Source organism: Longimicrobium sp., from assembly GCF_036399255.1.
Classification (GTDB): domain Bacteria; phylum Gemmatimonadota; class Gemmatimonadetes; order Longimicrobiales; family Longimicrobiaceae; genus Longimicrobium.
Genome location: NZ_DASWNM010000151.1, coordinates 124,130 through 145,136 on the forward strand (window position 1 = coordinate 124,130; position 21,007 = coordinate 145,136).

General features: G+C 70.6%; 16 protein-coding genes. 5 read left to right on the forward strand and 11 right to left on the reverse strand.

Annotation, left to right across the window (positions count from 1 at the left end; all coding sequences use genetic code 11):
* Positions 1–410: 410 nt before the first annotated feature.
* The gene (gene gcvT, locus VGC13_RS29250; RefSeq protein ID WP_331128875.1) at positions 411–1,529 is read right to left on the reverse strand and encodes a glycine cleavage system aminomethyltransferase GcvT; all 1,119 of its coding nucleotides are present in this window, start codon (positions 1,527–1,529) and stop codon (positions 411–413) included.
* A gap of 1,042 nt (positions 1,530–2,571) precedes the next feature.
* Between gcvT and VGC13_RS29255 the strand changes: the two genes are divergently transcribed.
* Together VGC13_RS29255 and VGC13_RS29260 are read left to right on the forward strand one after the other, a co-directional pair.
* Entirely contained in the window at positions 2,572–4,419 is a 1,848-nt protein-coding gene (locus VGC13_RS29255) for a glycoside hydrolase family 3 protein (RefSeq protein ID WP_331128876.1), read from the forward strand.
* 418 nt (positions 4,420–4,837) lie between these two features.
* Complete coding sequence (locus tag VGC13_RS29260) at positions 4,838–6,442, forward strand: glycoside hydrolase family 10 protein (RefSeq protein WP_331128877.1); 1,605 nt, start codon at positions 4,838–4,840, stop codon at positions 6,440–6,442.
* 173 nt (positions 6,443–6,615) lie between these two features.
* On the opposite strand, the gene VGC13_RS29265 is transcribed toward VGC13_RS29260, so the two are convergent.
* Positions 6,616–9,060, reverse strand: a complete 2,445-nt coding sequence (locus VGC13_RS29265) for a glycogen/starch/alpha-glucan phosphorylase (RefSeq protein ID WP_331128878.1) — start codon at positions 9,058–9,060, stop codon at positions 6,616–6,618.
* A gap of 684 nt (positions 9,061–9,744) precedes the next feature.
* Positions 9,745–11,007 (reverse strand): sensor histidine kinase, encoded by a 1,263-nt coding sequence (locus tag VGC13_RS29270; protein ID WP_331128879.1) that lies wholly within the window; start codon positions 11,005–11,007, stop codon positions 9,745–9,747.
* Positions 11,008–11,221: 214 nt separating this feature from the next.
* Here VGC13_RS29270 and VGC13_RS29275 point away from each other — a divergent pair, with 214 nt between their 5' ends.
* Positions 11,222–11,482, forward strand: coding sequence for a hypothetical protein (locus tag VGC13_RS29275; RefSeq protein WP_331128880.1), 261 nt, complete (start codon positions 11,222–11,224; stop codon positions 11,480–11,482).
* Positions 11,483–11,523: 41 nt separating this feature from the next.
* Here VGC13_RS29275 and VGC13_RS29280 read toward each other — a convergent pair whose 3' ends face one another.
* The 4 genes from VGC13_RS29280 to VGC13_RS29295 form a co-directional block, all read right to left on the reverse strand.
* Positions 11,524–11,913, reverse strand: a complete 390-nt coding sequence (locus tag VGC13_RS29280; protein WP_331128881.1) for a hypothetical protein — start codon at positions 11,911–11,913, stop codon at positions 11,524–11,526.
* Positions 11,914–12,128: 215 nt separating this feature from the next.
* Positions 12,129–12,881 (reverse strand): LytR/AlgR family response regulator transcription factor, encoded by a 753-nt coding sequence (locus VGC13_RS29285; RefSeq protein WP_331128882.1) that lies wholly within the window; start codon positions 12,879–12,881, stop codon positions 12,129–12,131.
* Between the two features lie 343 nt (positions 12,882–13,224).
* On the reverse strand, positions 13,225–14,331 hold the full coding sequence (locus tag VGC13_RS29290; RefSeq protein WP_331128883.1) for a sensor histidine kinase: 1,107 nt from the start codon (positions 14,329–14,331) through the stop codon (positions 13,225–13,227).
* Positions 14,328–16,304, reverse strand: coding sequence for an amidohydrolase family protein (locus tag VGC13_RS29295; protein ID WP_331128884.1), 1,977 nt, complete (start codon positions 16,302–16,304; stop codon positions 14,328–14,330). The genes VGC13_RS29290 and VGC13_RS29295 overlap by 4 nt, the downstream gene beginning before the upstream one ends.
* A 189-nt stretch (positions 16,305–16,493) precedes the next feature.
* On the opposite strand from VGC13_RS29295, the gene VGC13_RS29300 reads away from it, so the two are divergent.
* Positions 16,494–17,429 (forward strand): serine hydrolase, encoded by a 936-nt coding sequence (locus VGC13_RS29300; RefSeq protein ID WP_331128885.1) that lies wholly within the window; start codon positions 16,494–16,496, stop codon positions 17,427–17,429.
* Positions 17,430–17,852: 423 nt separating this feature from the next.
* On the opposite strand, the gene VGC13_RS29305 is transcribed toward VGC13_RS29300, so the two are convergent.
* The 4 genes from VGC13_RS29305 to VGC13_RS29315 all read right to left on the reverse strand — a co-directional run bounded on the left by VGC13_RS29305 (position 17,853) and on the right by VGC13_RS29315 (position 19,748).
* The gene (locus tag VGC13_RS29305) at positions 17,853–18,755 is read right to left on the reverse strand and encodes a DUF2442 domain-containing protein (protein WP_331128886.1); all 903 of its coding nucleotides are present in this window, start codon (positions 18,753–18,755) and stop codon (positions 17,853–17,855) included.
* A complete protein-coding gene (locus VGC13_RS33555) occupies positions 18,752–19,018 on the reverse strand; it encodes a DUF4160 domain-containing protein (RefSeq protein WP_349264262.1) in 267 nt (88 codons plus the stop codon). The genes VGC13_RS29305 and VGC13_RS33555 overlap by 4 nt, the downstream gene beginning before the upstream one ends.
* 21 nt (positions 19,019–19,039) lie before the next feature.
* A complete protein-coding gene (locus VGC13_RS33560; RefSeq protein WP_349264263.1) occupies positions 19,040–19,261 on the reverse strand; it encodes a DUF2188 domain-containing protein in 222 nt (73 codons plus the stop codon).
* Between the two features lie 172 nt (positions 19,262–19,433).
* Positions 19,434–19,748, reverse strand: a complete 315-nt coding sequence (locus VGC13_RS29315) for a hypothetical protein (RefSeq protein WP_331128888.1) — start codon at positions 19,746–19,748, stop codon at positions 19,434–19,436.
* 217 nt (positions 19,749–19,965) lie between these two features.
* Between VGC13_RS29315 and VGC13_RS29320 the strand changes: the two genes are divergently transcribed.
* Positions 19,966–20,796 (forward strand): DUF6544 family protein, encoded by an 831-nt coding sequence (locus VGC13_RS29320; RefSeq protein ID WP_331128889.1) that lies wholly within the window; start codon positions 19,966–19,968, stop codon positions 20,794–20,796.
* Positions 20,797–21,007 lie beyond the last annotated feature (211 nt).

Sequence of the window (21,007 nt, forward strand, 5' to 3'; positions counted from 1 at the left end):
CGCGGTGCCCCTCCCCCGGCCCCTCCCCGTTCGTTCCTCGTGGAGAGGGGAGGGGATCGGAAGGATCTCAGCGCTTCCCGGCAAGCATCCGACTGGCGCCCGACAGGCCCCCTCTCCCCCGGCCCCTCTTCCCCGCTGCGCGGGAGAAAGGGGAGAAGTCGATAGTGCTTCGGCTCACATCGAACTGGCGCCGGCGTGGTGCCCCTCCCCCGGCCCCTCCCCGTTCGTTCCTCACGGAGAGGGGAGAATTCGATCGCGCTTCGGCCAGTCCCTACGACTCAACCTCCCCCGGCAGTTTCGGGGGAGGTGGGCGAGTGGTGCGAGCCCGGAGGGGGTGCCGGCCACTCGCGGTGGTCCATCCCGACACCGCGAACGTGCAGGCTGTCCCCTGTAACCTGTCCCCTATCCCCTCAGTCCTTCTTTACCGTGCCGCCCTTGTGAAACGGCGGGCGGACGACCTCGGCGGGGACGGCGGCGCCGCGGATGACGATGCCGATCTCGGTGCCCGGCTTGGCGGAGGCGGCGGGGACGTACGCCATCCCCACGCCCTCGCCCAGCGTGGGGCTCAGCACGCCGCTGGTCACCACGCCGGCCTCCTGTCCGTCGATGCTGACGGGGTAGCCGTGGCGGGGAAATCCGCGCTCCTTGAGCCGGAAGCCGACCAGCTTGCGGCCGATCCCCTGCTCCTTCTGGCGGGCGAGGGCGTCGCGGCCCACGAAGTCGCCCTTGTCGAGCTTGACCACCCAGCCCAGCCCCGCCTCCAGCGGCGTGGTGTCCTCGTCCAGGTCGTTGCCGTACAGCGCGTACCCCATCTCCAGCCGCAGGCTGTCGCGGCAGCCCAGGCCGGCGGGGAGCAGGCCGCCGTCCCCGCCCACCGCCAGCAGCCGGCGCCACAGGCGGGCGGCGTCCGCGGCGGGAACGTACAGCTCGAAGCCGTCTTCGCCGGTGTAGCCGGTGCGGCTGATGGTGGCGGGAATGCCGTCCACCGCGCCCTCGGCGAAGCGGTAGTAGCGGATGGCGTCCAGGTCGGCGTCCGTCAGGCCGGCCAGGATCTCCTGCGCCTTTGGCCCCTGCAGCGCCAGGAGGGCGATGTCGTCGGTGCGGTCCACCAGCTCCACGCCGAACTGGTCGGTGAACTGCTGGATCCAGCGCAGGTCCTTGTCCTTGTTGGACCCGTTCACCACCAGCATCCAGTGCTCGGGATAGCGGTAGACGATCAGGTCGTCCAGCAGCTTGCCGTCGTGGTTCAGCAGCGTGCCGTACTGCGCCTGCCCCACCTCCACCTTCGACACGTCGTTGGTGGTGACGTGCTGCACGAACTCCATGGCCCGCTCGCCGCGCACCTCGAACTCGCCCATGTGCGACACGTCGAACAGGCCTGCGGCGCGGCGGACGGCGTGGTGCTCGGCGGTGATGCCGGTGGGGTACTGCACCGGCATCTCGTACCCGGCGAACGGGACGAGCTTGGCGCCCAGCGCGGCGTGCTCGGCGTGCAGGGGGGTGCGCAACAGGGTGGAGGCGTCGGCCATCGGTGCTCTGTCAGGTGCGGGTCGCTTCGGTACGCGTGACGGGGAAACTAATATGGTCGGCGGGGAGACGCGAGACGTCCGCTGCCTGGATGGCAGGAAATCTGGAGGACCGCGCGGCCGGACGCCACGGGCGAACGCCACGGGAAAACGCCGCGGGAAAACGCCGCGGGAAAACGCCACGGGCTAAAGCCCGCGGCTAGAAAGGCCATAAGCCCGCCCTGGGCTCGCGGAGCTCGCCCGGCGGGGCTTCACCTGCTCGCGGGGGCAACACCCTGCGCGGGAGCGAGGGGTCTGCGCGGGTGAAGAGAAAAAGCAGGCGGGAGCGCGCCGCAGCTCGCTCCCGCCTCGTTCAGCGCACCTGGGCGAGGTTCTTCGTCGCCCTGGTTCGCGCTGAGCACAATCCTGAAAGAGACACGCTCTCGCCGGTCAGTTCCCCGACCCGGCGGAGCCGATCCCCCGGTGATGGCCGGAGCCGATGAACCCGCCGGGTCCGCGGCGGTGGCCGGAGCCGAGCGTGTGGCCGCCGGCACGAGCCCCAGAGCCGTAGGTATAGCCCCGCGCCATGGGCATGTGGCCGGAACCCACGAAGACGCCGCTCGCCATCGCCCTCAGTTCCCGGAGCCGAAGCCGACGCCGCACCGGTTGCCGGAGCCATACGTGGCCGGCGCCTTGTGGTGGCCCCCGCCGAGCGTATAGCCGCCGCCGCGGCGCGTGCCGGAGCCAAACCCTCCACCCCTGCGGTTGCCGGAGCCAGTCCAGCCGCCGCCCATGCGGTGGCCTCCGCCGAACGTTCCGCCGCCCGCGACACGACTCCCTGAACCGAACGTGACGCCGCCCATACGCTTCGCCTCCCCGTTAATTCCACAGAGCCGCCAATCGCGCGGCCACAAAGCAACCGAAGGAGACATGATACGCGTGAGCGTCTGTTTTGTCCACGCCCATGTTCTGGAGAGCGGCATCATGCCACCCGCGCCGACTGAATCCGCAGAAGCCCGGCCGGCGCCGTTGCCGCGCATCCTCCCAGCCATCTACCTTGCTAGCCATGCCATCCATCCATCGATCCTCCGCTCCGCTCGCGGCGCTGCTGGCGCTGGCGGCGTCGTGCGCATCCCCCGCGTCTGGGCCGCAGACCGCGCCGGACGCCGCCGCATCGACCGCGATCCATCCACCCAGTGCCGTGGCCGCGCTGTCGGACGCGCCGCTGGATGCTGAGGGGCAGGCGTGGGTGGAGCGGACGCTGGCGTCGCTGGACCTGCGCGAAAAGGCGGGGCAGATCGTCTTTCCCTGGACGGGGGGCGAGTACGTGGCGCGCGACTCGCCGGAGATGGACCGGCTGCTGGAGTGGGTGGAGCGCGACGGGATCGGCGGAATCGTCATCTCCATCGGGCTGCCGCACAGCTACGCGGCCAAGCTCAACGCGCTACAGCAGCGGGCCAAGGTGCCGCTTCTCATCACCACCGACATGGAGAACGGGCCGGGGATGCGGCTGGGCGGCGGACACACGCTCCCCCACCTGCTTCCGCTGGGCGGCGGCACCGTGTTTCCGCCCACCATGGCGATGGGGGCCATCGGCTCGGACTCGGTGGCACGCGAGGTGGGGCGCGTGATCGGGACGGAAGCCCGGGCGGTGGGAGTGCACCTGACGTACGCGCCGGTGCTGGACGTGAACAGCAATCCGCTGAACCCCATCATCAACACCCGCTCGTTCGGCGAGGACCCGCGGGAGGTGGCGCGGCTGGCGACGGCGTTCATCGGCGGGCTGCACGCGACGGGGCTGATGGGCGCCGGCAAGCACTTCCCGGGGCACGGCGACACGGAGGCGGACACGCACATCGGCCTGGCGGCGATCCGGGCGGACCGGGCGCGGCTGGACAGCGTGGAGCTGGTGCCGTTTCGCGCGGCGGTGGCGGCGGGAGTGGACGGGATGATGGCGGCGCACATCTCGGTGCAGGGGGTGGAGGGGCCGGAGGCGCCGCCCGCGTCGCTCTCGCCGCTGTTCATCACGCGGGTGCTGCGGGACGAGATGGGGTTCCGGGGGATCGTGTTCAGCGACGCGATGGACATGGGCGCGGTGGTGCGCCGCCACGGACGCACGGAGCCGCTGCTGCTGGCCCTGGAGGCGGGCGTGGACGTGCTGGTGCAGCCGCTGGACGCGCGCGAGGCGGTGGACGCGGTGGTGGAAGGCGTGCGCTCCGGCCGCATTCCCCAGGCGCGGCTGGATGCGGCGGTGCGCGCGGTGCTCGCGGCCAAGGCACGCGCGGGGCTGCACCGGCAGCGCACCGTGTCGCTGGAGGCGGTGGACCAGCGCGTGGGCATTCGCGCGCACCAGCAGCTGGCGCAGACGGTGGCGGAGCGGTCCATCACCCTGGCGCGCGACGGGCGGGGGCTGGTGCCGCTGGCGCCCGGCGCGCGCGTGCTGTCCGTGACCTACGCGGACGGGGTGGACCTGACCGCCGGCCGCTGGTTCGACCGCGAGCTGACACGGATGGGGTTCGCCGTCGGCTCGTTTCGCGTGGACCCGCAGACGCCACCGGAAACGTACGCCCGCATCCGCGCCCTCACCGATTCCGCCGACGTGGTGGTGGTCTCGGCGTACGTGCAGCCGCGCGAGCACGCGGGCACCGTGGGCGCGCGCGGCGGGTTTCCGCAGTTCGTGGAATCGCTCTCGGCGGACGGCGGGCGCGTGGTGGCGGTCTCGTTCGGCAGCCCGTACGTGATCGGCTTCTATCCCTCCGCGCCCGCGTACCTGCTGGCGTGGGGCGGCGCCGAGGTCAGCCAGCGCGCCGCCGCCCGCGCCCTCGCCGGCCAGACCGCCATCACCGGACGGCTGCCGGTTTCCATCCCGCCACTCTTCACCCGCGGCGAGGGGCTGCAGCGGCCGGCGAGATAGAGTTTGGAGCGCAAGGACGGGATCACGCGACCCGCGGGCGCCGCCGCGCGACCTCCCCAGGAGCGAATGAATTCGCCGCGGGAAAGGCGCAAAGTCCGCCTTCGCGGACTGTAAGGCTGGCGGCAGTGCACGCAGGCAAACATCGAACTGCGCCGGCGGGCGCCCCGGACGCGCCCCCAACCAAGTCGAAGCGGGATCGAATTCTCCCCTCTCCGTGAGGAACGAACGGGGAGGGGCCGGGGGAGGGGCCCCTCGCGGGCGCAGTTCGATCCTGTTCGCCGAGCCTTGATGTGTCGGCAACCCCAACCTCCCCCAGCAGTTTTGGGGGAGGTGGGCGAGTAATGCGAGCCCGGAGGGGGCGCCTGCCGCCCGCGCCGAAGCCTCCGCCACACGGTGCTACCACCAACCAGGTCCGCAGATGATCCTGATGCCGTTCCGCCGTCCCACGATCGTGCGCGGTTCCGCCACCGCGCTGGCGCTGCTCGCCCTTGCCGCGTGCGCGGGAAATCCGCCCGCCGCGTCGCCGGTGCCGAGCACGCCGTCCGCCGCCGCGCAGATGCCGGGCGCGCCGGCGGTGGCGCCGCTGGACCCGCCGGCGTCCGCCGACTCGCTGGCGATGCCGGGGGTGCGGCGGGAGTTCCGGGGGGTGTGGGTGGCGACGGTGGACAACATCGACTGGCCGTCGCGGCCAGGGCTTCCGGCGGACAGCCAGCGCGCGGAGCTCATCGCCATCTTGGACCGCGCGGTGGCGATCAACCTGAACGCCATCGTCCTGCAGGTGCGCCCGGCGGGGGATGCGCTGTATCCATCGCAGCTGGAGCCGTGGTCGGAATACCTGACCGGCCAAGCGGGGCGCGCGCCGGACGACGGCTACGATCCGCTGCGATTTGCCGTGGAGCAGGCGCACGCGCGCGGGCTGGAGCTGCACGCGTGGTTCAATCCGTACCGCGCCCGCCATCCATCGGCCGAAACGGAGTACACGGACGACCACATCGCGAAGCGGCGGCCGGATCTGGTGCGGCGCTACGGCGGCAACTGGTGGATGGACCCCGGCGAGCCGGAGGTGCGCGCGCACTCGCTCGCCGTGGTGCTGGACGTCGTCCGCCGCTACGACATCGACGGTGTGCACCTGGACGACTACTTCTATCCGTATCCCGAAAGGGACAGCGCCGGCCAGAACATCGACTTTCCCGACGAGCCCAGCTGGCGGCGCTACGTGCAGGGAGGCGGAACGATGTCGCGGTCGGACTGGCGGCGCGAGAACGTCAACACGCTCATCCGCGAGCTGTACGAGGGGATCCACCGCGAAAAGCCGTGGGTGCGGTTCGGCATCAGCCCCTTCGGCTGGTGGCGCACCAACTATCCGCTGGGCGTGGGCAACGGCTTCGAGCAGCACGAGGCGCTGTACGCCGACGCGCGCAAGTGGATTCGCGAGGGGTGGGTGGACTACTACACGCCGCAGCTGTACTGGGCCATCTCGCGGCCGGACCTGCCGTACCCCGTGCTGCTGCGGTGGTGGATCGAGCAGAACGTGCACGGCCGGCACATGTGGCCCGGCAACTTTACCAGCCGGGTGCCGCGCGAGTGGCGGGCGGAGGAGATCACCGGCCAGGTGTGGGTGACGCGGGGAATGCCGGGCGCCACGGGGAACGTGCACTTCAGCATGAGGACGTTCATGCAGAACCCCGATTCGCTGAACGAGCGCCTGCTGCGCGGCCCGTATCGTGAGAAAGCGCTGCCTCCCGCCACGCCGTGGCTGGGCGGCCGCGTGCTCGGAGCCCCGTCGCTGACGCTCACCGAATCGGGGGCGGACGGCCCGATGGTCCAGTGGCGGCCCGCGTCCGGCGATCCTGCGTTCTGGTGGATCGTGCGCGTTCGGCGGCGCGGCGAGTGGACCGTGGACGTGGTGCCCGGCGGCATGCGTTCGCACCGTGTGCCGGATGCGGATGCGGCGGACCTGGTGGTCGTCACCCCCGTGGACAGGCTGGGAATCGAGGGCCTGCACGCGTACGTCAGGCCCTGAATCTCCCAAGAAAAGGCCTCATCCCGAATTCGGGAAAACAACACCTTATGCGTACAGAGGAACAGAGTCAGACAGAGGAGCCAAGATGATCTTTTAGCTCGCTTTCTCTGTCTGACTCTGTTCCTCTGTACGATTATTCTTTTTCAGGATCTGCGATCACGCGGAGACGCGGATCAGGGCACGGGCACCTTCCAGATGCGCTCCGCGTACTCCCGAACCGAGCGGTCGCTGCTGAACCAGCCGCAGCGCGCCACGTTCAGGATGGCCTTGCGCGTCCACTCTTCCTGGTCGCCCCATCCCGCGTCCACCAGCGCCTGCGCGTCCAGGTACGCGTCGAAGTCCGCCAGCAGCATGTACGGGTCGTGGTGCAGCAGCGACTCGATGAGGGGACGGAACAGCCCCGGGTCTTCGGGCGACAGCGTGCCGCTGGCCACGAAGTCCAGCACCCGCCGCAGCCGCGGGCTGGCCTCGTACTCGGCGCGGGGGTTGTAGCCCGCCTTCCTGCGCGCCTCCACCTCCTCGGCGCGCAGGCCGAAGATGAACATGTTTTCTTCGCCCACGTGCTCGGCGATCTCGACGTTGGCGCCGTCCATGGTGCCGATGGTGAGCGCGCCGTTCAGGGCGAACTTCATGTTCCCCGTCCCCGACGCCTCGAAGCCCGCCGTGCTGATCTGCTCCGACAGGTCGCTGCCGGGAAAGATCCGCTCCGCCAGCGACACCCGGTAGTCGGGGATGAAGGCGACGCGCAGCAGGTTGCCCGCCACCGGGTCCTCGTTCACCTCGCGCGCGATCCGGCCGATGAGCTGGATGATGAGCTTGGCCGTCCAGTAGGTGGGCGCCGCCTTGCCGCCAAAGAGCACCGCCCGCTGCGGAAGCGCCAGGTCCGGCGTGTCGCGCAGCTGCAGCAGCGTGTCGACGCAGCGCAGCGCGTTCAGCAGCTGGCGCTTGTACTCGTGCATCCGCTTTACCTGCACGTCCATCAGGCTGCGCGGGTCCACCGACACGCCCGCCTCCGCGCGCACCAGCTTCGCCAGCTGCCGGCGGTTCTCCGCCTTGGCCTTGCGCCACTGCGCGCGAAAGGCCGCGTCGTCGGCAAACGCCTCGAGCCCGGCCAGCTGCTCGAGGTTGGTGATCCACTCGGGCCCGATGGCCTCGGTGATGATCGCCGACAGGCCGGGGTTGGACTTGAGCATCCACCGGCGCTGCGTGACGCCGTTGGTGACGTTGGTCAGCCGCTCCGGCCACAGCTCGTTGAAGTCGCGGAAGATGCGGTCCTTGAGGATCTGCGAGTGCAGCGCCGCCACCCCGTTGGTGGAGTGGCTGCCCACGATGGCCAGGTGCGCCATCCGCACCTTGCCGCCCGCGATGATGGCCATGCGCTCCTCGCGCGCCGCGTCGCCGGGGAACTTCTCCTTCACGCGGGCGCGGAAGCGGCGGTCGATCTCGCGCACCAGCTCCAGGTGGCGCGGCAGCAGCCGGCCGAACAATTCCAGGCTCCACTCCTCCAGCGCCTCGGGGAGCACGGTGTGGTTGGTGTACGCGTACGTCCGCCGGGCGATGTCGAAGCTGGCGTCCCACTCCAGCCCGTGCTCGTCCATCAGCAGCCGCATCAGCTCGGGGATGGCCACGGCCGGGTGCGTGTCGTTCAGCTGGATCTGCACCTTGTCGGCGAAGTCGGCGAACGTGGTGCGCTCCGTCTTGTAGCGGCGGATGATGTCCTGCAGCGTGGCGCTGACGAAGAAGTACTGCTGCTTGAGCCGCAGCTCCTTCCCCGCCCCGGTGTCGTCGGGCGGGTAGAGGACCTTGCTGATGGTCTCGGTGTCGGTCTTGGCCTGCACCGCGGCGATGTAGTTGCCCCGGATGAAGCCCTCCAGGTCGAACTCCTCGGTGGCCTTGGCGGCCCACAGGCGCAGGGTGTTGACGGTGTTGTTGCAGTAGCCGGGAACGGGCGTGTCGTACGCCATGGCCAGCACGTCGCTGGTGTCCACCCAGTCGAAGTGGATGCGCCCCTCGTCGTCGGTCCGGGGCTGCACGCGGCCGTTGAACTTCACCTTGAAGGTGCGGTCCGGGCGCGCGATCTCCCACGGGTTCACGTCGTGCAGCCAGTTGTCGGGCTTTTCGATCTGCCGCGCCTGGTCGTCGATCCCCTGGCGAAAGATGCCGTGCTCGTAGCGGATGCCGTAGCCGGTGCCCGGCAGCTCCAGGGTGGCCATGCTGTCCAGGTAGCAGGCGGCCAGGCGCCCCAGGCCGCCGTTGCCCAGGCCCGCGTCGGGCTCCAGGTCGCGCACGGTGTCGAGCTTGTGGCCCAGCTCCTCCAGCGCCTCGGCCGTCGCGCCGTCCAGCCCCAGGTTGGTGATGGCGTTGTGCAGCGACTTGCCGATCAGGAACTCCAGCGACAGGTAGTAGACGCGCTTTACGTCGCGGTGCTGGTAGCGCGCGTTGGTGCTGGCCCAGCGCTCGGCCAGCTTGTCGCGCACGGCCATGGCGGTGCTGATGTAGATGTCGCGCGGGGTGGCCGCCGCGCTTTCGCGGGCCAGCGTCTGCCGCACGTGCGACTCGATGGCGTGCTTCAGGGTCTCCACGCGCGTCGCGCGCCGGCCTGCGTCGATGGTCTGCATGGGTCTTTTATCGGCTGATGCTCACGGTGGAGCTGGAAATCCGGACTGCCGGTAACGGCGAACGGCGTCGAGCCATGGGCTTTAGAAGCCGCGGGATCCAGGAGCGGCGAACGGGATCACGCTGGCGCCCGACGGGGCCCCCTCTCCCCCGGCCCCTCTCTCCCGCGGAGCGGGAGAAAGGGGAGAATTCGATCGCGCTTCGGACGGATTCGGCTGCGCCGGCAGGGGCCCCCTCCCCCGGCCCCTCCCGCTCGTTCCTCGCGGAGAGGGGAGAATTCGATCGCGATTCCTCAACGACAGCGTGGGCGATCCTCTTCCAACCTGCCACGTGGAAGGCACGCGCCCTGCCTCAAAAGCCCGCCTGTCCGCGAAGGCGGACTTCGTGTGGTCGTTGCAGCGAATTCATTCGCCATGGCCGGCCCTCGGAGTGATCCCGGGGACGAGGCTCGGCGAACGGCCTCGAACCACCCTGTCCCCTGCCCCACGATCAACCTCCCCCAGCAGTTTTGGGGGAGGTGGGCGAGTGGTGCGAGCCCGGAGGGGGCGTCCCGCCATGCGCGCCAGGCCCTCCACCAGGGCGTCGCAAACGCTTGTTTGTGCCGGGATCGTACCAGTGGGCGGGGTCGCTGGTTCCGTCGGGACGGGAATGGGAAACTTAGCTAACAAATTCATCCCGCGAAAGATTCAGCTCCCCGCGCGGTCTTCGCCAGCCGCATCCCCCGCCCCGCCCGCGGCCTGCGGCGTGCCGCCCCGGGCCTCGCGGTCCGCGCCGCGCCGGCAGGGGAGCGAGAGGAGGAAGCGCGAGCCCTCCGGCTGATCGAACTCCGCCCAGGCGCGCCCGCCCAGCCCCTCCACCGTGTCGCGGACGATGCTGAGCCCCAGCCCCGTCCCCTCGACCCCCGTCACCGTGCCGTGCGCGCGAAAGAAGCGCGTGAACAGCTGCTCGCGCGCCTCTTCGGGCACGCCCAGGCCGTTGTCCTCGACCACGACGATGAGCTCGCACCCGTCGTCGCGCATCTCGGTGCTCCCCGACACCCGCACCCAGCGCTCGTCGCGCGAGGGATCGGAGTACTTGATGGCGTTGGACATGTAGTTGACCAGGCACAGCTCCACCGCGCCCGCGTTCACCTCCACCTCGGGCAGGTCCTCGATGTACACGCGCACGCCGGCGGACTGCGCCATCTCGCGCAGCTGGCGGCAGACCTCCGAGGCGGCGCGGGGAAGGGGCACGTTGCGCTGGCGGCGCGCGTCGGTGTCCATCCGCGTCAGCTCCAGCAGGTTCTGCAGCACCTCCTGCATGGCGTCGGCGTTCTGCGTCACCATCAGCGCAAAGCGGGCGCGGCGCGCGGGGTCGGCCGAGATGTCGGGGTCCTGCAGCAGCTGTCCGGCGCCCAGGATGGAGCCGATGCGGTTCTTGAGCTCGTGCGTGACCATGCGGTTGAAGCTGCGCAGCCGCTCCTCGCGCTCGCGCACCTGCTCGGCCGCCAGCCGCAGGTACTGCTGGGTGGAGTACTGCTGGATGACGGCCACCGCGCGAAAGAGCCGGTGCGAGCACGCCAGCAGCTCCGAGCGGGTGCACGGCTGCTCGATCTCGTCCACGCTGCGCACCAGGAAGGCGAACAGCACCCCGCCCAGCAGCTCGTACTCCTTGAGGATCTGGTGCGCGTCGAACCCCTGCGAGTGGCGCAGCTCTCCCAGCTCCAGCGCCTTGCCGATGACGGGGGCATCGGCCGTGATCTCTTCGGCCGGGTCCTCCATGTAGTCGGCGATGCGGTCCATCAGCAGCGGAACGTGGTCCAGCAGCTCCTCGGTGGGAAACACCAGGTTGGGGTCCAGGTCGACGCGCGCGGCAATCCGCTCCAGCCAGCGGCGCGCAAGCTCTTCGCGCGCGCCGCGCATGTGGTCCGCCAGGGCGGACGCCAGCTGGCAGTTGATCGTGATCTCCATCCGCGTGGTTCCGGGTTCCGGGGGGCGACGGCGCACCGGGAAAGCACGTTGCGGGCCAGCCGCGGCCGGCGGACGGAAGGTTTGCAAAAACGGCGGGGCGCGCTTACCCTTACCTCCTGACCTCCAACGGACTGGATGCCCGCGACTGTGGCCGCACCCGCGGCACACAGCCTTTGCCGCTCCTCATCCGCCACCACGATTCCCGGACCTCCCCGTGCCCGACGCCGATCCCACACCCGACGCTGCTTCCGAAGAGCCCGGCCGGCAGAAGTTCACCGACCGCACGGTTTCGGAGGTGGTGGAGCGCACCCGCGACGTGATCCGCAAGACGCGCGAGATGCTGGAGTCGTCGCGCGACCTGCTGGAGCGCGTCCGCCACCGCGACGGCGCCCCCGGCCCTAGCGAGGCCGACGCCGACGAGTCGTCCGACAAGAGCGAGGCCAGCGACGCGCGCCCGGTGGACGGACGCGCCTGAACGGTCTTCGATCAATACGAAAACGCGGCGGGCGGGGAGATTTACTCCCCGCCCGCCGCTTTTCTGGCTCCCACCGGCCTGCCCCGCCGTGCCGGGTGCGCCGCCGGCTCCGGCGCGGGGATGAAGACGGCCTCGCGCGGCGCATCCTCGTCCCAGGCAATCGCGAACCGCTGCGCCGCCCACCGCGCGGCCGCGTCCACCTCGTCCTCCCAGGTGAACAGCGCGGTTGCGTAGCGCTCGGCCGTGGCGTCGTCGTCCAGCGGCACCAGCGAGCGCTCCAGGCCGAACACCCAGTCCGCGCCGTCGACGCCCTCCCCCGCCGGCGCGCGAACCACCTGGTCCACGCGTACGAACGCCGGCACGCCGCGCCGGTACAGATCGGCGTTCAATGCGGCGGCAAGCGCAGACGCGGAAAGCGTAATGCGAGGCATCCATCGGATCGGTCGGGGGGACCAGGCGCAGCACGATGTGCAGAGTTCAATCTGCTACTGATTGGACACGCGCGTCCAGTGTGACGTTGGGACACGCTTCCGTCGCGTCCCGAAGTCCTGGAAAAGAAGGGCCTCACACAGAGTCAACAGAGTCAGCAGAGTTTGCTCGTGCCGGCTCCGAATGCTCTCGACGAGGGCTTGGGAAGTGATGCGGATCAGCCTTCCAGGAGCACCCATACTTCCGGGGCGCGGCGGCGGCTGACGTGGACGGTTGAGCCGTCGGACATGCCCAGCGTGGCGCCCCCGTCGCCGTTGCGGGTGACGCGCGCGACGGCGTCCACGCGCACCAGGTCCGCGCGGCTCACGCGCACGAACGCGTCGCCGGCGCGCGACTCCAGCTCGGCGAGCGTGTAGTCGGTCAGGTGCTTGGTGCCCGCGGACAGGTGCGCGTGGCTCATCCCGTCTTCGGCGCTGAAGCGGACGACCTCGTCCAGCCCCACCAGGCGGTGGCCGCGGCCCTCGCGCACCAGCAGGCGGCGCTTGCGCGCGGGGCCCACGCCCGCGGCGGAGCGCAGCGCCTGCGCCACCTGGTCGTCCAGGTGCGGCAGGGCGGGCGTGGCCAGGCGCTCGCGGGCGCGGGCCAGCGCGCGCTCCAGCCCGGCGCGCGTCACCGGCTTGACCAGGTAGTCCAGCGCGGCGTGCTCGAAGGCGCGCAGAGCGTATTCGTCGTAGGCGGTCTGAAAGACGACCAGGGGGCGCGGCTCGCCCAGGTGGCGCAGCACGTCGAAGCCGTCCACCTCGGGCATCTCCACGTCCAGCAGCAGCAGGTCCGGCCGCCGCTCGCGCGCCATCTCCAGCGCCTCCACGCCGTTGGCGGCCTGCCCCACCACCTCTTCGTCCAGCTCTTCCAGCATCAGCGCCAGCCGCCGCCGCGCCGCCGGCTCGTCGTCCACGATCAGCACGCGCATCGCATCCCCACCATCGGCAGAAAAAGTTCGGAATGATGTTGAGGTACGGCCGGCTCTGTCATTCCGAGGGAGCGCGCCACGCTCACACTCCGCAACAGCAAAGCCGGTGCGCGACCGAGGAATCTACTTTCGGCCACTTCCGCGCACGTCGCGGCCACCCGGCACCGTCCGCATCTCCCTCGCAGCCGCCGGTACCGTGCCTGGATCAGGTTACGAGAATTCCGACGGTAGATTCCTCAGTCGGCGCCAGAGCATCCGGTGCAGGACGGTTCCGTGCGGCGCCTCCTTCGGAATGACAGACCGAGGGTTCGGGCTGGATCGTCGTTCCCCGTGGAGGATGTCATCACGAGCCTTCCACCGGCAGCTGGACGACCACGCGGGCGCCGCGGGGAAGGCGGTCGATGGTGAGCGACGCGCGGTCGCCATACAGCGTGGCCAGGCGCGCGCGCAGGTTGCCCAGGCCGGTGCCGTCGCGCGCGTCGGGCGCAAAGCCGGCGCCGTCGTCCTGCACCTCCAGCCGCAGCGCGCCCTCCACGCGCCGCACGCCGATGCGCATCCGCCCGCCCTCCAGCCGCCCGCCGACGCCGTGCTTGAGCGCGTTCTCCGCCAGCGGCTGCAGCGTCATCGGCGGAATGCGCACGGGGAGCGCGGCAGGGTCGATCTCCCAATCCACCGAAAGCCGGTCGCCATAGCGCTCCTGCTCGATGGCCAGGTAGGCGCGCAGGTAGTCCGCCTCGTCCTCCACGGTCGACAGGGTGCTGCGCGAGCGGTCCAGCGTGCGGCGCAGGATGGCGGCCAGGTTCTCCGTGGTCGCCTCGGCCGCGCGGGCGTCGGTGCGGACCAGGGAGGCGATGGTGTTGAGCGCGTTGAACAGGAAGTGCGGGTTCATCTGCGCCTGCAGCGCCGCCAGCCGCGCGTCCGCCGCCTCGGCCTGCGCCCGCTGCGCCGCGGCGGCCTGCTCGCGGGCGTGCAGGTACAGGAAGCGCGTGCTGTCCGACGTCAGCCGCACGGCGTAGAGGATGATGGCCGCCATCGACACCAGGCCGCCCGCCAGGTACCACTCGCGCCAGACGAGCGGGAGGATCATCCCCGCGCCGATCGTCGCCAGCAGGGCGGAGATCAGCGAGAGCGTGGGGACCGCGAGGAGCATGTCGTTCATCCGCGTGGGAACCACGCGCCACCGCCAGCGCATGGACCAGCGGCCGTCCTGCGCCAGCGAGTACAGCGCGCCCGTCCACCCCAGCAGCAGCCCGCTGAGCCCGCCGCAGAAGCCGCCCCACATGTACGGCCCCATGAACGCCTCGCGCGGCCCGAAGGCGATCACCATCCACAGCATCATCCCGATGAAGTAGAGCACGGCGACCGCTCCAAAGATGCGCGCGCGGCGGGGGACGCCCGAGAACGTGCCCCCCACCACCCCCAGGATGCTCTCGGCGCCCGCGCCGGTCACGGAAGGCGGCTCCGGGCCACCGTCCGCATGCCGTACGCCGCGATCTCCGTCGCCACCAGCCATCTGGGCTCCGCCTCGCTGATCCACATCACCTGCGTGAACGCCCCCGCCGTCACCTGCACCCGCCAGGCGGGCACGGCGCCCATCCCGGTCTGCACCGTCTCCACCGCGCCCACCTCCACGCGGTACGGCGCCACCTGGCGAACATAGGTGGTGTACACGGGAAGCGTCCAGGCGGCGCCCGTGCGCAGCGGTAGCGCGGCGATCACCGGGTACAGCGCGGCCGCGTCGTACACGGCGCCCGGCGTAGGCGAGTCCAGCGCCGTCTCGCCGCCGAACGCGGCGGGCATCTTCAGCGTCCCCGTCACCCGCCCGTCCGCGTAGCGCAGCCCGGCCTGGATGCGGTTGCCGCCCATCTCCTGCACCAGCTCCGACACCAGCGGCGCCAGCGAGGGCGTGGCCATCTCCACCCGCGCGTCCATCGAGAACACGGGGGTGTGCGACGCCTCGGTGAACACCAGCCGCCCGTCCTGCGCGACCACGCCCATCGTATCCACCCCGCTGGTGTCCGCGCCCACCACGACACGGTAGACGATGCGGCCCATCGCGAGCTTCGACGCGTCCGGCGCCGGGGCGGGATCGGCGGCGGCGCGGGCGGGGCGCGATCCGCGGACGGGGGGCGCGGCGGCCAGCAGCGTCTCCATCGGCAGCACGGCGCCGTCGCGGATGACGATGCGCACGTCGCGCGTGGCCCGGATGTCCGCCGCGGGATTCCCGCCGACCACGATCACGTCCGCCGCCCGCCCCGCCGCCAGCACACCGATGTCCTCGCGGCGCAGGATGTCCGCCGCGCCGCCGGTGGCCGCGCGGATGGCCTGCAGCGGCGTGAGCCCGGCGCCGACCAGCAGTTCCAGCTCCTGGTGCAGCGCGCCGCCGGGGGTCACGTACGGGTTCGGCAGGTCCGACCCCGCGCCCACGCGTCCGCCCAGCGCGACGACGCGGCGGGTGAGGTGGGCGGCGAACTTCTCGTGCACGTCGAACACGTGCTTGAATGAGGGCGGCGCCGCGTCGCCGCGGGTCCAGAAGGCGTGCACGTGCTCCGGCACGCGGTCCGCCAGGGGGATGCCGGCGAGCGACGGCCGCGACTCGGCCGCGTACTGGTGCGCCACGATCAGCGTGGGGACGATGTACGCGCGGCGGCGGACCACCGCACGCGCCAGGCTGTCGACGAGGACGGAGTCCAGCGGAAACACGTCCGGGTCGCCGCCCAGCCTGCGGTACGCCTGGCTGAAGCCGCCCGCGTGCTCGAAGCCCTCCACCCCCGCCTCCATCGCCTGCAGCGCGTCCACGCGGCTGGAGAGCAGGTCCGCCGTCACCGGCTTGCCGGCGCGGCGCGCCTGCGCCGTGGCGGCCGTCACCTGCTCCAGCGACAGCCCGTTGTACAGCTTTACGAAGTCCGCGCCGTGCGCCGCCACCGTGTCCACCGCGCGCACGGCGGCGGCGACGTCCGTCGCGACGATGGCGCCGGGCCAGCTCTGGCGCCCGTCGATCAGCGGGCCGGCGCGGAACAGCCGCGGCGACGGGGCGGTGACGGCGTCCAGGATCGCCAGGTTGTCGAAGGTGTTGTGCAGGTCGCGGACGGTGGTGACGCCGGCGGGCAGGAACATCGACAGCATCGCCGGATCCCAGACGTGCGCGTGCAGGTCGATGAGCCCCGGCAGGATGGTGCCGCCCTCCGCGTCGATCACCCGCGCGCCGGCCGGAATGCGGCAGGCCGACGCCGCGCCCGCGCAGGTGATGCGGGTGCCCACGATCACCACCACGCCGTTTTCCACCGGCGCGGCGCCGGTGCCGTCGATCAGCCGGCCGCGCAGCACCGTGGCGGGCTCCGTGGCCACCTCCGCCGTCCGCGCCGCCTGCCCCGCGCACCCCGCCAGCGCCAGCATCGTGAGCAGCATCGCGCTCTTCATCATCCCTGTCTCCCGCATCCGTGTTGGGTGGATCAGCATCCGTTACGGGATGAAGGATGCAGGTCAAGGGGCGGTGGATGAACGGCGCGGCCGGCGAGCGGCGGGTCGGGGGATGCGAGCGGAGGGATTCCGCCCCCGACCGGCGGCGGCTACGTTGCGCGTATCCATCCACCCGCGCCGCCGATCCATCCGATGCGACGAATCCTCGCCCTGCCGCTGATCCTGGCCGCCTGCGTCCCCGCCGCGCCCCGCGTTGCCTGCGCCCCCGCCACGCTGCCCGCCCCCGCGCCTTCGAATGGCGTCGACGGGCTGGAGGCGGAGGTGCGGCGGATCATCCGCGCGGCGGCGGGGGACACGGCGGAGGTGTCCGTGGCGTTCATGGACCTGCAGAGGGGCGATTCGCTGCTGGTGGACGCGCACGTGCGGATGCACGCCGCCAGCACCATGAAGGTGCCGGTGATGATGGAGCTGTTTCGCCGCGCGGGCGCCGGGGAGCTGTCGTTCGATGCGCCGATCCGCGTCCAGAACTCGTTCGTCAGCATCGCGGACGGCGGCAGCTACCAGCTGAGCCCGGACGACGATAGCGACGGCGAGCTGTACCGGCGCGTGGGGAGCGACGTGCCGATGCGGGAGCTGGTGGAGCGGATGATTACGCGCAGCAGCAACCTGGCGACCAACATCCTGATCGCCGAGGCCCGACCCGCCCGCATCGCCCGGACGATGGAGGCAATCGGCGCGCGCGACATGCACGTGCTGCGCGGCGTGGAGGACCAGGCGGCGTACGACGCGGGGATGAACAACACCACCACCGCGTACGCGCTGATGCGGGTGATGCGCGCCGTGCAGGACCCCGCCGTGGTGGGCGCGTCCGCCGCGCGCGAGATGCAGGAGATCCTGGCGCGGCAGGAGTTCACGGACATGATCCCGGCCGGATTGCCCGCGGGGACGCGCGTGGCCAGCAAGACCGGCAGCATCACCCGCATCTCGCACGACGCGGCCATCGTCTACCCTCCCGGCCGCGCGCCCTACGTGCTCGTCGTCCTCACCCGCGGCTTCGCGGACGAGGACGCCGCCCAGCGCGCCGGCCGCGACGTCTCGCGCGCGGTGTGGATGCACGTGACGCGGTGATGGGGGGCGGCGGTAGGGCGCAACGAGCAAGTCCCGGCGATGAGCGGATGAATCCGCTGCTGGGAAAGCGACAAGCCCCGTCCCGGCTCGCTGGCGCTCGCCGAACGGGGCTTCACCTGCTCGTATCATCAAGCCACGCGCGACCCGTCCGCGAGAGCGAGTAAACTCGCCGCAACGACTACGGAAAGCCTCGCAAACTGCGCGAGGCTTCACCCGCGGACCGGCGGCACCGCACCGGAGGTATTTGCGATGTTTATACCCTCTCCCGCTTGCGGGAGAGGGCGCGAGCCTAGGCGAGCGGGTGAGGGCCCCCGCGGGCGCAGACGACGGTCAGCCACCCCGCCGCGCGTCCTGATCCTTGCGCGCGAATTTCCATCGTCAGAACGCGAGAGGGCGGGCCACGGCGGCACGCCCTCCTCGCCATCACGTCCTCGATCCGGCTGGAGTCGCGGCGGGATCGGTTCGCTTCAGCCTTTGCGGGGGGATCAGGTCTGAACCGTTGTGCAGCGCAGCCGCGCGCCGTCCAAGTTCGTCGAGAAAGTCGCTGGTACCCATGCCGAACGCGCTCGCAAACTTTTGCGCCGATTCGTACCGCAAGCGGGAAACTCCCTGCTCCACCCGGCTGACCTGGCGAACGCTGATTCCAGGAACATCGGACTGCCGGAGGGCGCGAGCCTCGCGCATGATGCGCAGTGCCGCTCCCCCCTTGTCGTACGCGTTCCGTTCGATCGCGATGTCCGTCATGTACGCCGGATCCACCTCCTGCAGGAGCTGGGAGACACCGATGTGCAGATCTCGCGCAGGCCAGTGGAGGTAGGAGCCGTCTTCATCTACGCTGAACTCCCCGCGTTCGGCTGCGCTCAGCCCCGCAAGCAGGGGAATTTTCCGGACCGGAAAGCACCGCACTTCGAAGTCGGCGGTCAGTACGTGCAGGTCGCTGCTCAGGAGATACGCGTCCACGATTCCGAGCACCGGCTGCTTGCGAGCCAGGCCAATGAGCAGACGACGGACCGTTCCCGCGTCGCGCGTGAGGTACAACCGGTAATCTGGGCGATGCACCCTCAACGCGCGCGGCAGGCGCACCAGCGCCGGCTCGGGTACATCTAGCAGCACGAGGTACCGAGTCACAGATCCCGGACGCCGGTCCACGAGCTTGTCACCGCGCGGCGACAGTGCCTCTGAAGCACATAGAACGGCGACGCGTTCCGCCAGATTCCGCGTGTTCAGGGTAGGAATGCCGGTGCGGATGTGCCTGGGCAGGTTCGCCGCGCGCAGGGCGGCCCGCGAGACGTGCAGCCGCTCCGCGGATTCCGGGCGGTTCGTCATGGATCTACCACCTGGACCTTGCGATCCCATTCCGCATGGAGTGCTTCTCTTTTCTCTGCAACCATCTTCAAGAACTTCGACATCTTGCGAGACGGGATGCGTCTGGCCTCGAACTCCACCTCGTAGTAAGGAGGATCTTCCATGAAAAACACCTTTACTTCCCACTCCCCCGCCGACTTTACGTGAAAGTGCGCCTCCAGGTGATCCCTGGACCAGAACCAGCACTCCCATCCCGAATGGGAGACCGCATCGACGCGTCCCATGAATGCGAGCCGATCCCGGCTTCATCCCTGGGGAGGAAAGGGATCGCTTCCATAGCTGCTCTTCTCCCGGATCCTGCCATCGGGGCGATGGATTACGAGTTCCGTACGCTGATTGCGCGCAATCTCGCGGGCAGCATCGATCGCCTCACCCTGTGTGTCGAAGACGCGGGTAGCCCTGCTGTTCCCTGCCCCGCGGACAGCCCACTGCCCGTTTCTGGGCACCACATGCTGGTTCTTGCCCATTTCACCCTCTCTCTGGCACCGGACACCACATCACCATAATACAGAGTTCGGTGTCCGGTCAACGGCAACGGCTGCGCGTAATGAGGGAGATTTCGTCTTCCATTCACTTGTTAGCTCGACGCCGTGTTGCCACTGGCGATCATCTGCCGGCGCCTCCACCGCGCCAGGACCGCTACGCCGCGGCGGATGCGGGACGGCGCACGTCCGTGGCGAACATCGCCACCCGCAGCAGCACGTAGAGCATTACGAACCACAGCTCGAAGCTGGCCAGGATCGCCCCCACCGGATACTTCCACTCCCACCACACGACGGGCACCTGGTCCACGGGCCAGACCAGCACGTCCAGCACGGCAAGGGCGGCCGGAGACAGTCGCCGCGTGGCCCCGGCGCAGCAGCAGCCGCTCGCCCATACCACCGCCCACGACAGCCACAGGTGGATGAGCAGCGATGTGGAGAGCGCGATTCTGCCTGCGAGGCGAGGCGTCATGCGCACGGTCCTCCGTCCAGGGACGACGACGAGCCATCTGCCTTTGGATGGCGGAAGCAGCATGGAACGAACGCCGCCGCCCGATCCTGACCCTCCGCCGGGTCGCGGGATGGAAGACGAGAATCTCCCGACACCCAATCGCGATTTTTCTGATGATCGGGCGCGGGCGGCGGCGCCAGATTGTGCTTGTGAAGCAGGCAACGACAGGGAGGGAACGATGCGCAGACGCTGGCTTTCGGTGCTCCCCTTGGCCGCCGCGGGAGGGGTGCTGGGGTTGTGGGCGGCGCGGGCGCGGCAGGAGCAGGCGCTGGAGCCGATGTGGCGGGAGCTGCAGGCCCCCGGCGCGGACGCCGCGCTCGATCCCGCGATGGCCGACGGGGTGCCGGAGCCCGCGCGGCGCTACCTGCTGCACGCCATTGCGCCGGGGACGCCGCTCGCGCGCTCGGTGCGGCTGACCATGCACGGCACCCTGCGCCTGTCACCCGGCGGCGAGGCGCTGCCCATGCGCGCGGAGCAGGTGCTGGCGCCGCCGTCCGGCTTCATCTGGCGGGCGCGCGTGGGGCGCGGGGTCATGCGCTTTCGCGGGTTCGACCGCTACGTGCACGCGCGGGGCGCCATGCGCTGGTGGCTGCTGGGGCTGATCCCCATCGTCCGCGCGGACGGGGCGGGCGTCACCCGCTCGGCGGCAGGGCGGCTGGCGGGCGAGGCGGTCATCGTCCCCGGCGCGCTGCTGCCGCGGTACGGCGCCGCGTGGGAGGCCGTGGACGACACCACCGCCCGCGTGCGGCTGACGGTGGACGGCGAGCCCGTCACCACCACCCTCCGCATCGACGGCCAGGGGCGGCTGCGGCACGCCAGCCTGATGCGCTGGCGCGAAGACGCGGGCGGCGGCGCGGCCGGCTACGCGCGGTTCGACGTGGAGCTTGGGGGCGAGCGCACCTTTGGCGGCTACACCATCCCCGCGCACCTGCGCGCCGGTTGGCGCCTGGGCGAGCCGGACGAGTTTCCGTTCTTCGAAGCCACCCTGGACAGCGCGGAGTACCGGTAGCCCGGCCGCGCACCATGACCGAAGAACCTGCGTGCTCGGCGGCGGGATCTCGCGGTCACGCGGGGTTCGCGGGCGATGCCCGGAAAGGGTTCCGCGCGAGGGGAAGGAGATTCTTCGGTCGCGCCAACTGGCTCCCCGGTTTTCCCGAGAATCCGGGGTGGGCGCTTCCTCAGAATGACAGGTGTTTCTTCGGATTCCGTACAAGGAGTGT

Coding starts and splice junctions, on each gene's coding strand:
- gcvT (WP_331128875.1), bottom strand. CDS start 1,529: ATGGCCGACGCCTCCACCCTGTTGCGCACCCCCCTGCACGCCGAGCAC.
- VGC13_RS29255 (WP_331128876.1), top strand. CDS start 2,572: ATGCCATCCATCCATCGATCCTCCGCTCCGCTCGCGGCGCTGCTGGCG.
- VGC13_RS29260 (WP_331128877.1), top strand. CDS start 4,838: ATGATCCTGATGCCGTTCCGCCGTCCCACGATCGTGCGCGGTTCCGCC.
- VGC13_RS29265 (WP_331128878.1), bottom strand. CDS start 9,060: ATGCAGACCATCGACGCAGGCCGGCGCGCGACGCGCGTGGAGACCCTG.
- VGC13_RS29270 (WP_331128879.1), bottom strand. CDS start 11,007: ATGGAGATCACGATCAACTGCCAGCTGGCGTCCGCCCTGGCGGACCAC.
- VGC13_RS29280 (WP_331128881.1), bottom strand. CDS start 11,913: ATGCCTCGCATTACGCTTTCCGCGTCTGCGCTTGCCGCCGCATTGAAC.
- VGC13_RS29285 (WP_331128882.1), bottom strand. CDS start 12,881: ATGCGCGTGCTGATCGTGGACGACGAGCCGGCGGCGCGGCGGCGGCTG.
- VGC13_RS29295 (WP_331128884.1), bottom strand. CDS start 16,304: ATGATGAAGAGCGCGATGCTGCTCACGATGCTGGCGCTGGCGGGGTGC.
- VGC13_RS29300 (WP_331128885.1), top strand. CDS start 16,494: ATGCGACGAATCCTCGCCCTGCCGCTGATCCTGGCCGCCTGCGTCCCC.
- VGC13_RS29305 (WP_331128886.1), bottom strand. CDS start 18,755: ATGACGAACCGCCCGGAATCCGCGGAGCGGCTGCACGTCTCGCGGGCC.
- VGC13_RS33555 (WP_349264262.1), bottom strand. CDS start 19,018: ATGGGACGCGTCGATGCGGTCTCCCATTCGGGATGGGAGTGCTGGTTC.
- VGC13_RS33560 (WP_349264263.1), bottom strand. CDS start 19,261: ATGGGCAAGAACCAGCATGTGGTGCCCAGAAACGGGCAGTGGGCTGTC.
- VGC13_RS29315 (WP_331128888.1), bottom strand. CDS start 19,748: ATGACGCCTCGCCTCGCAGGCAGAATCGCGCTCTCCACATCGCTGCTC.
- VGC13_RS29320 (WP_331128889.1), top strand. CDS start 19,966: ATGCGCAGACGCTGGCTTTCGGTGCTCCCCTTGGCCGCCGCGGGAGGG.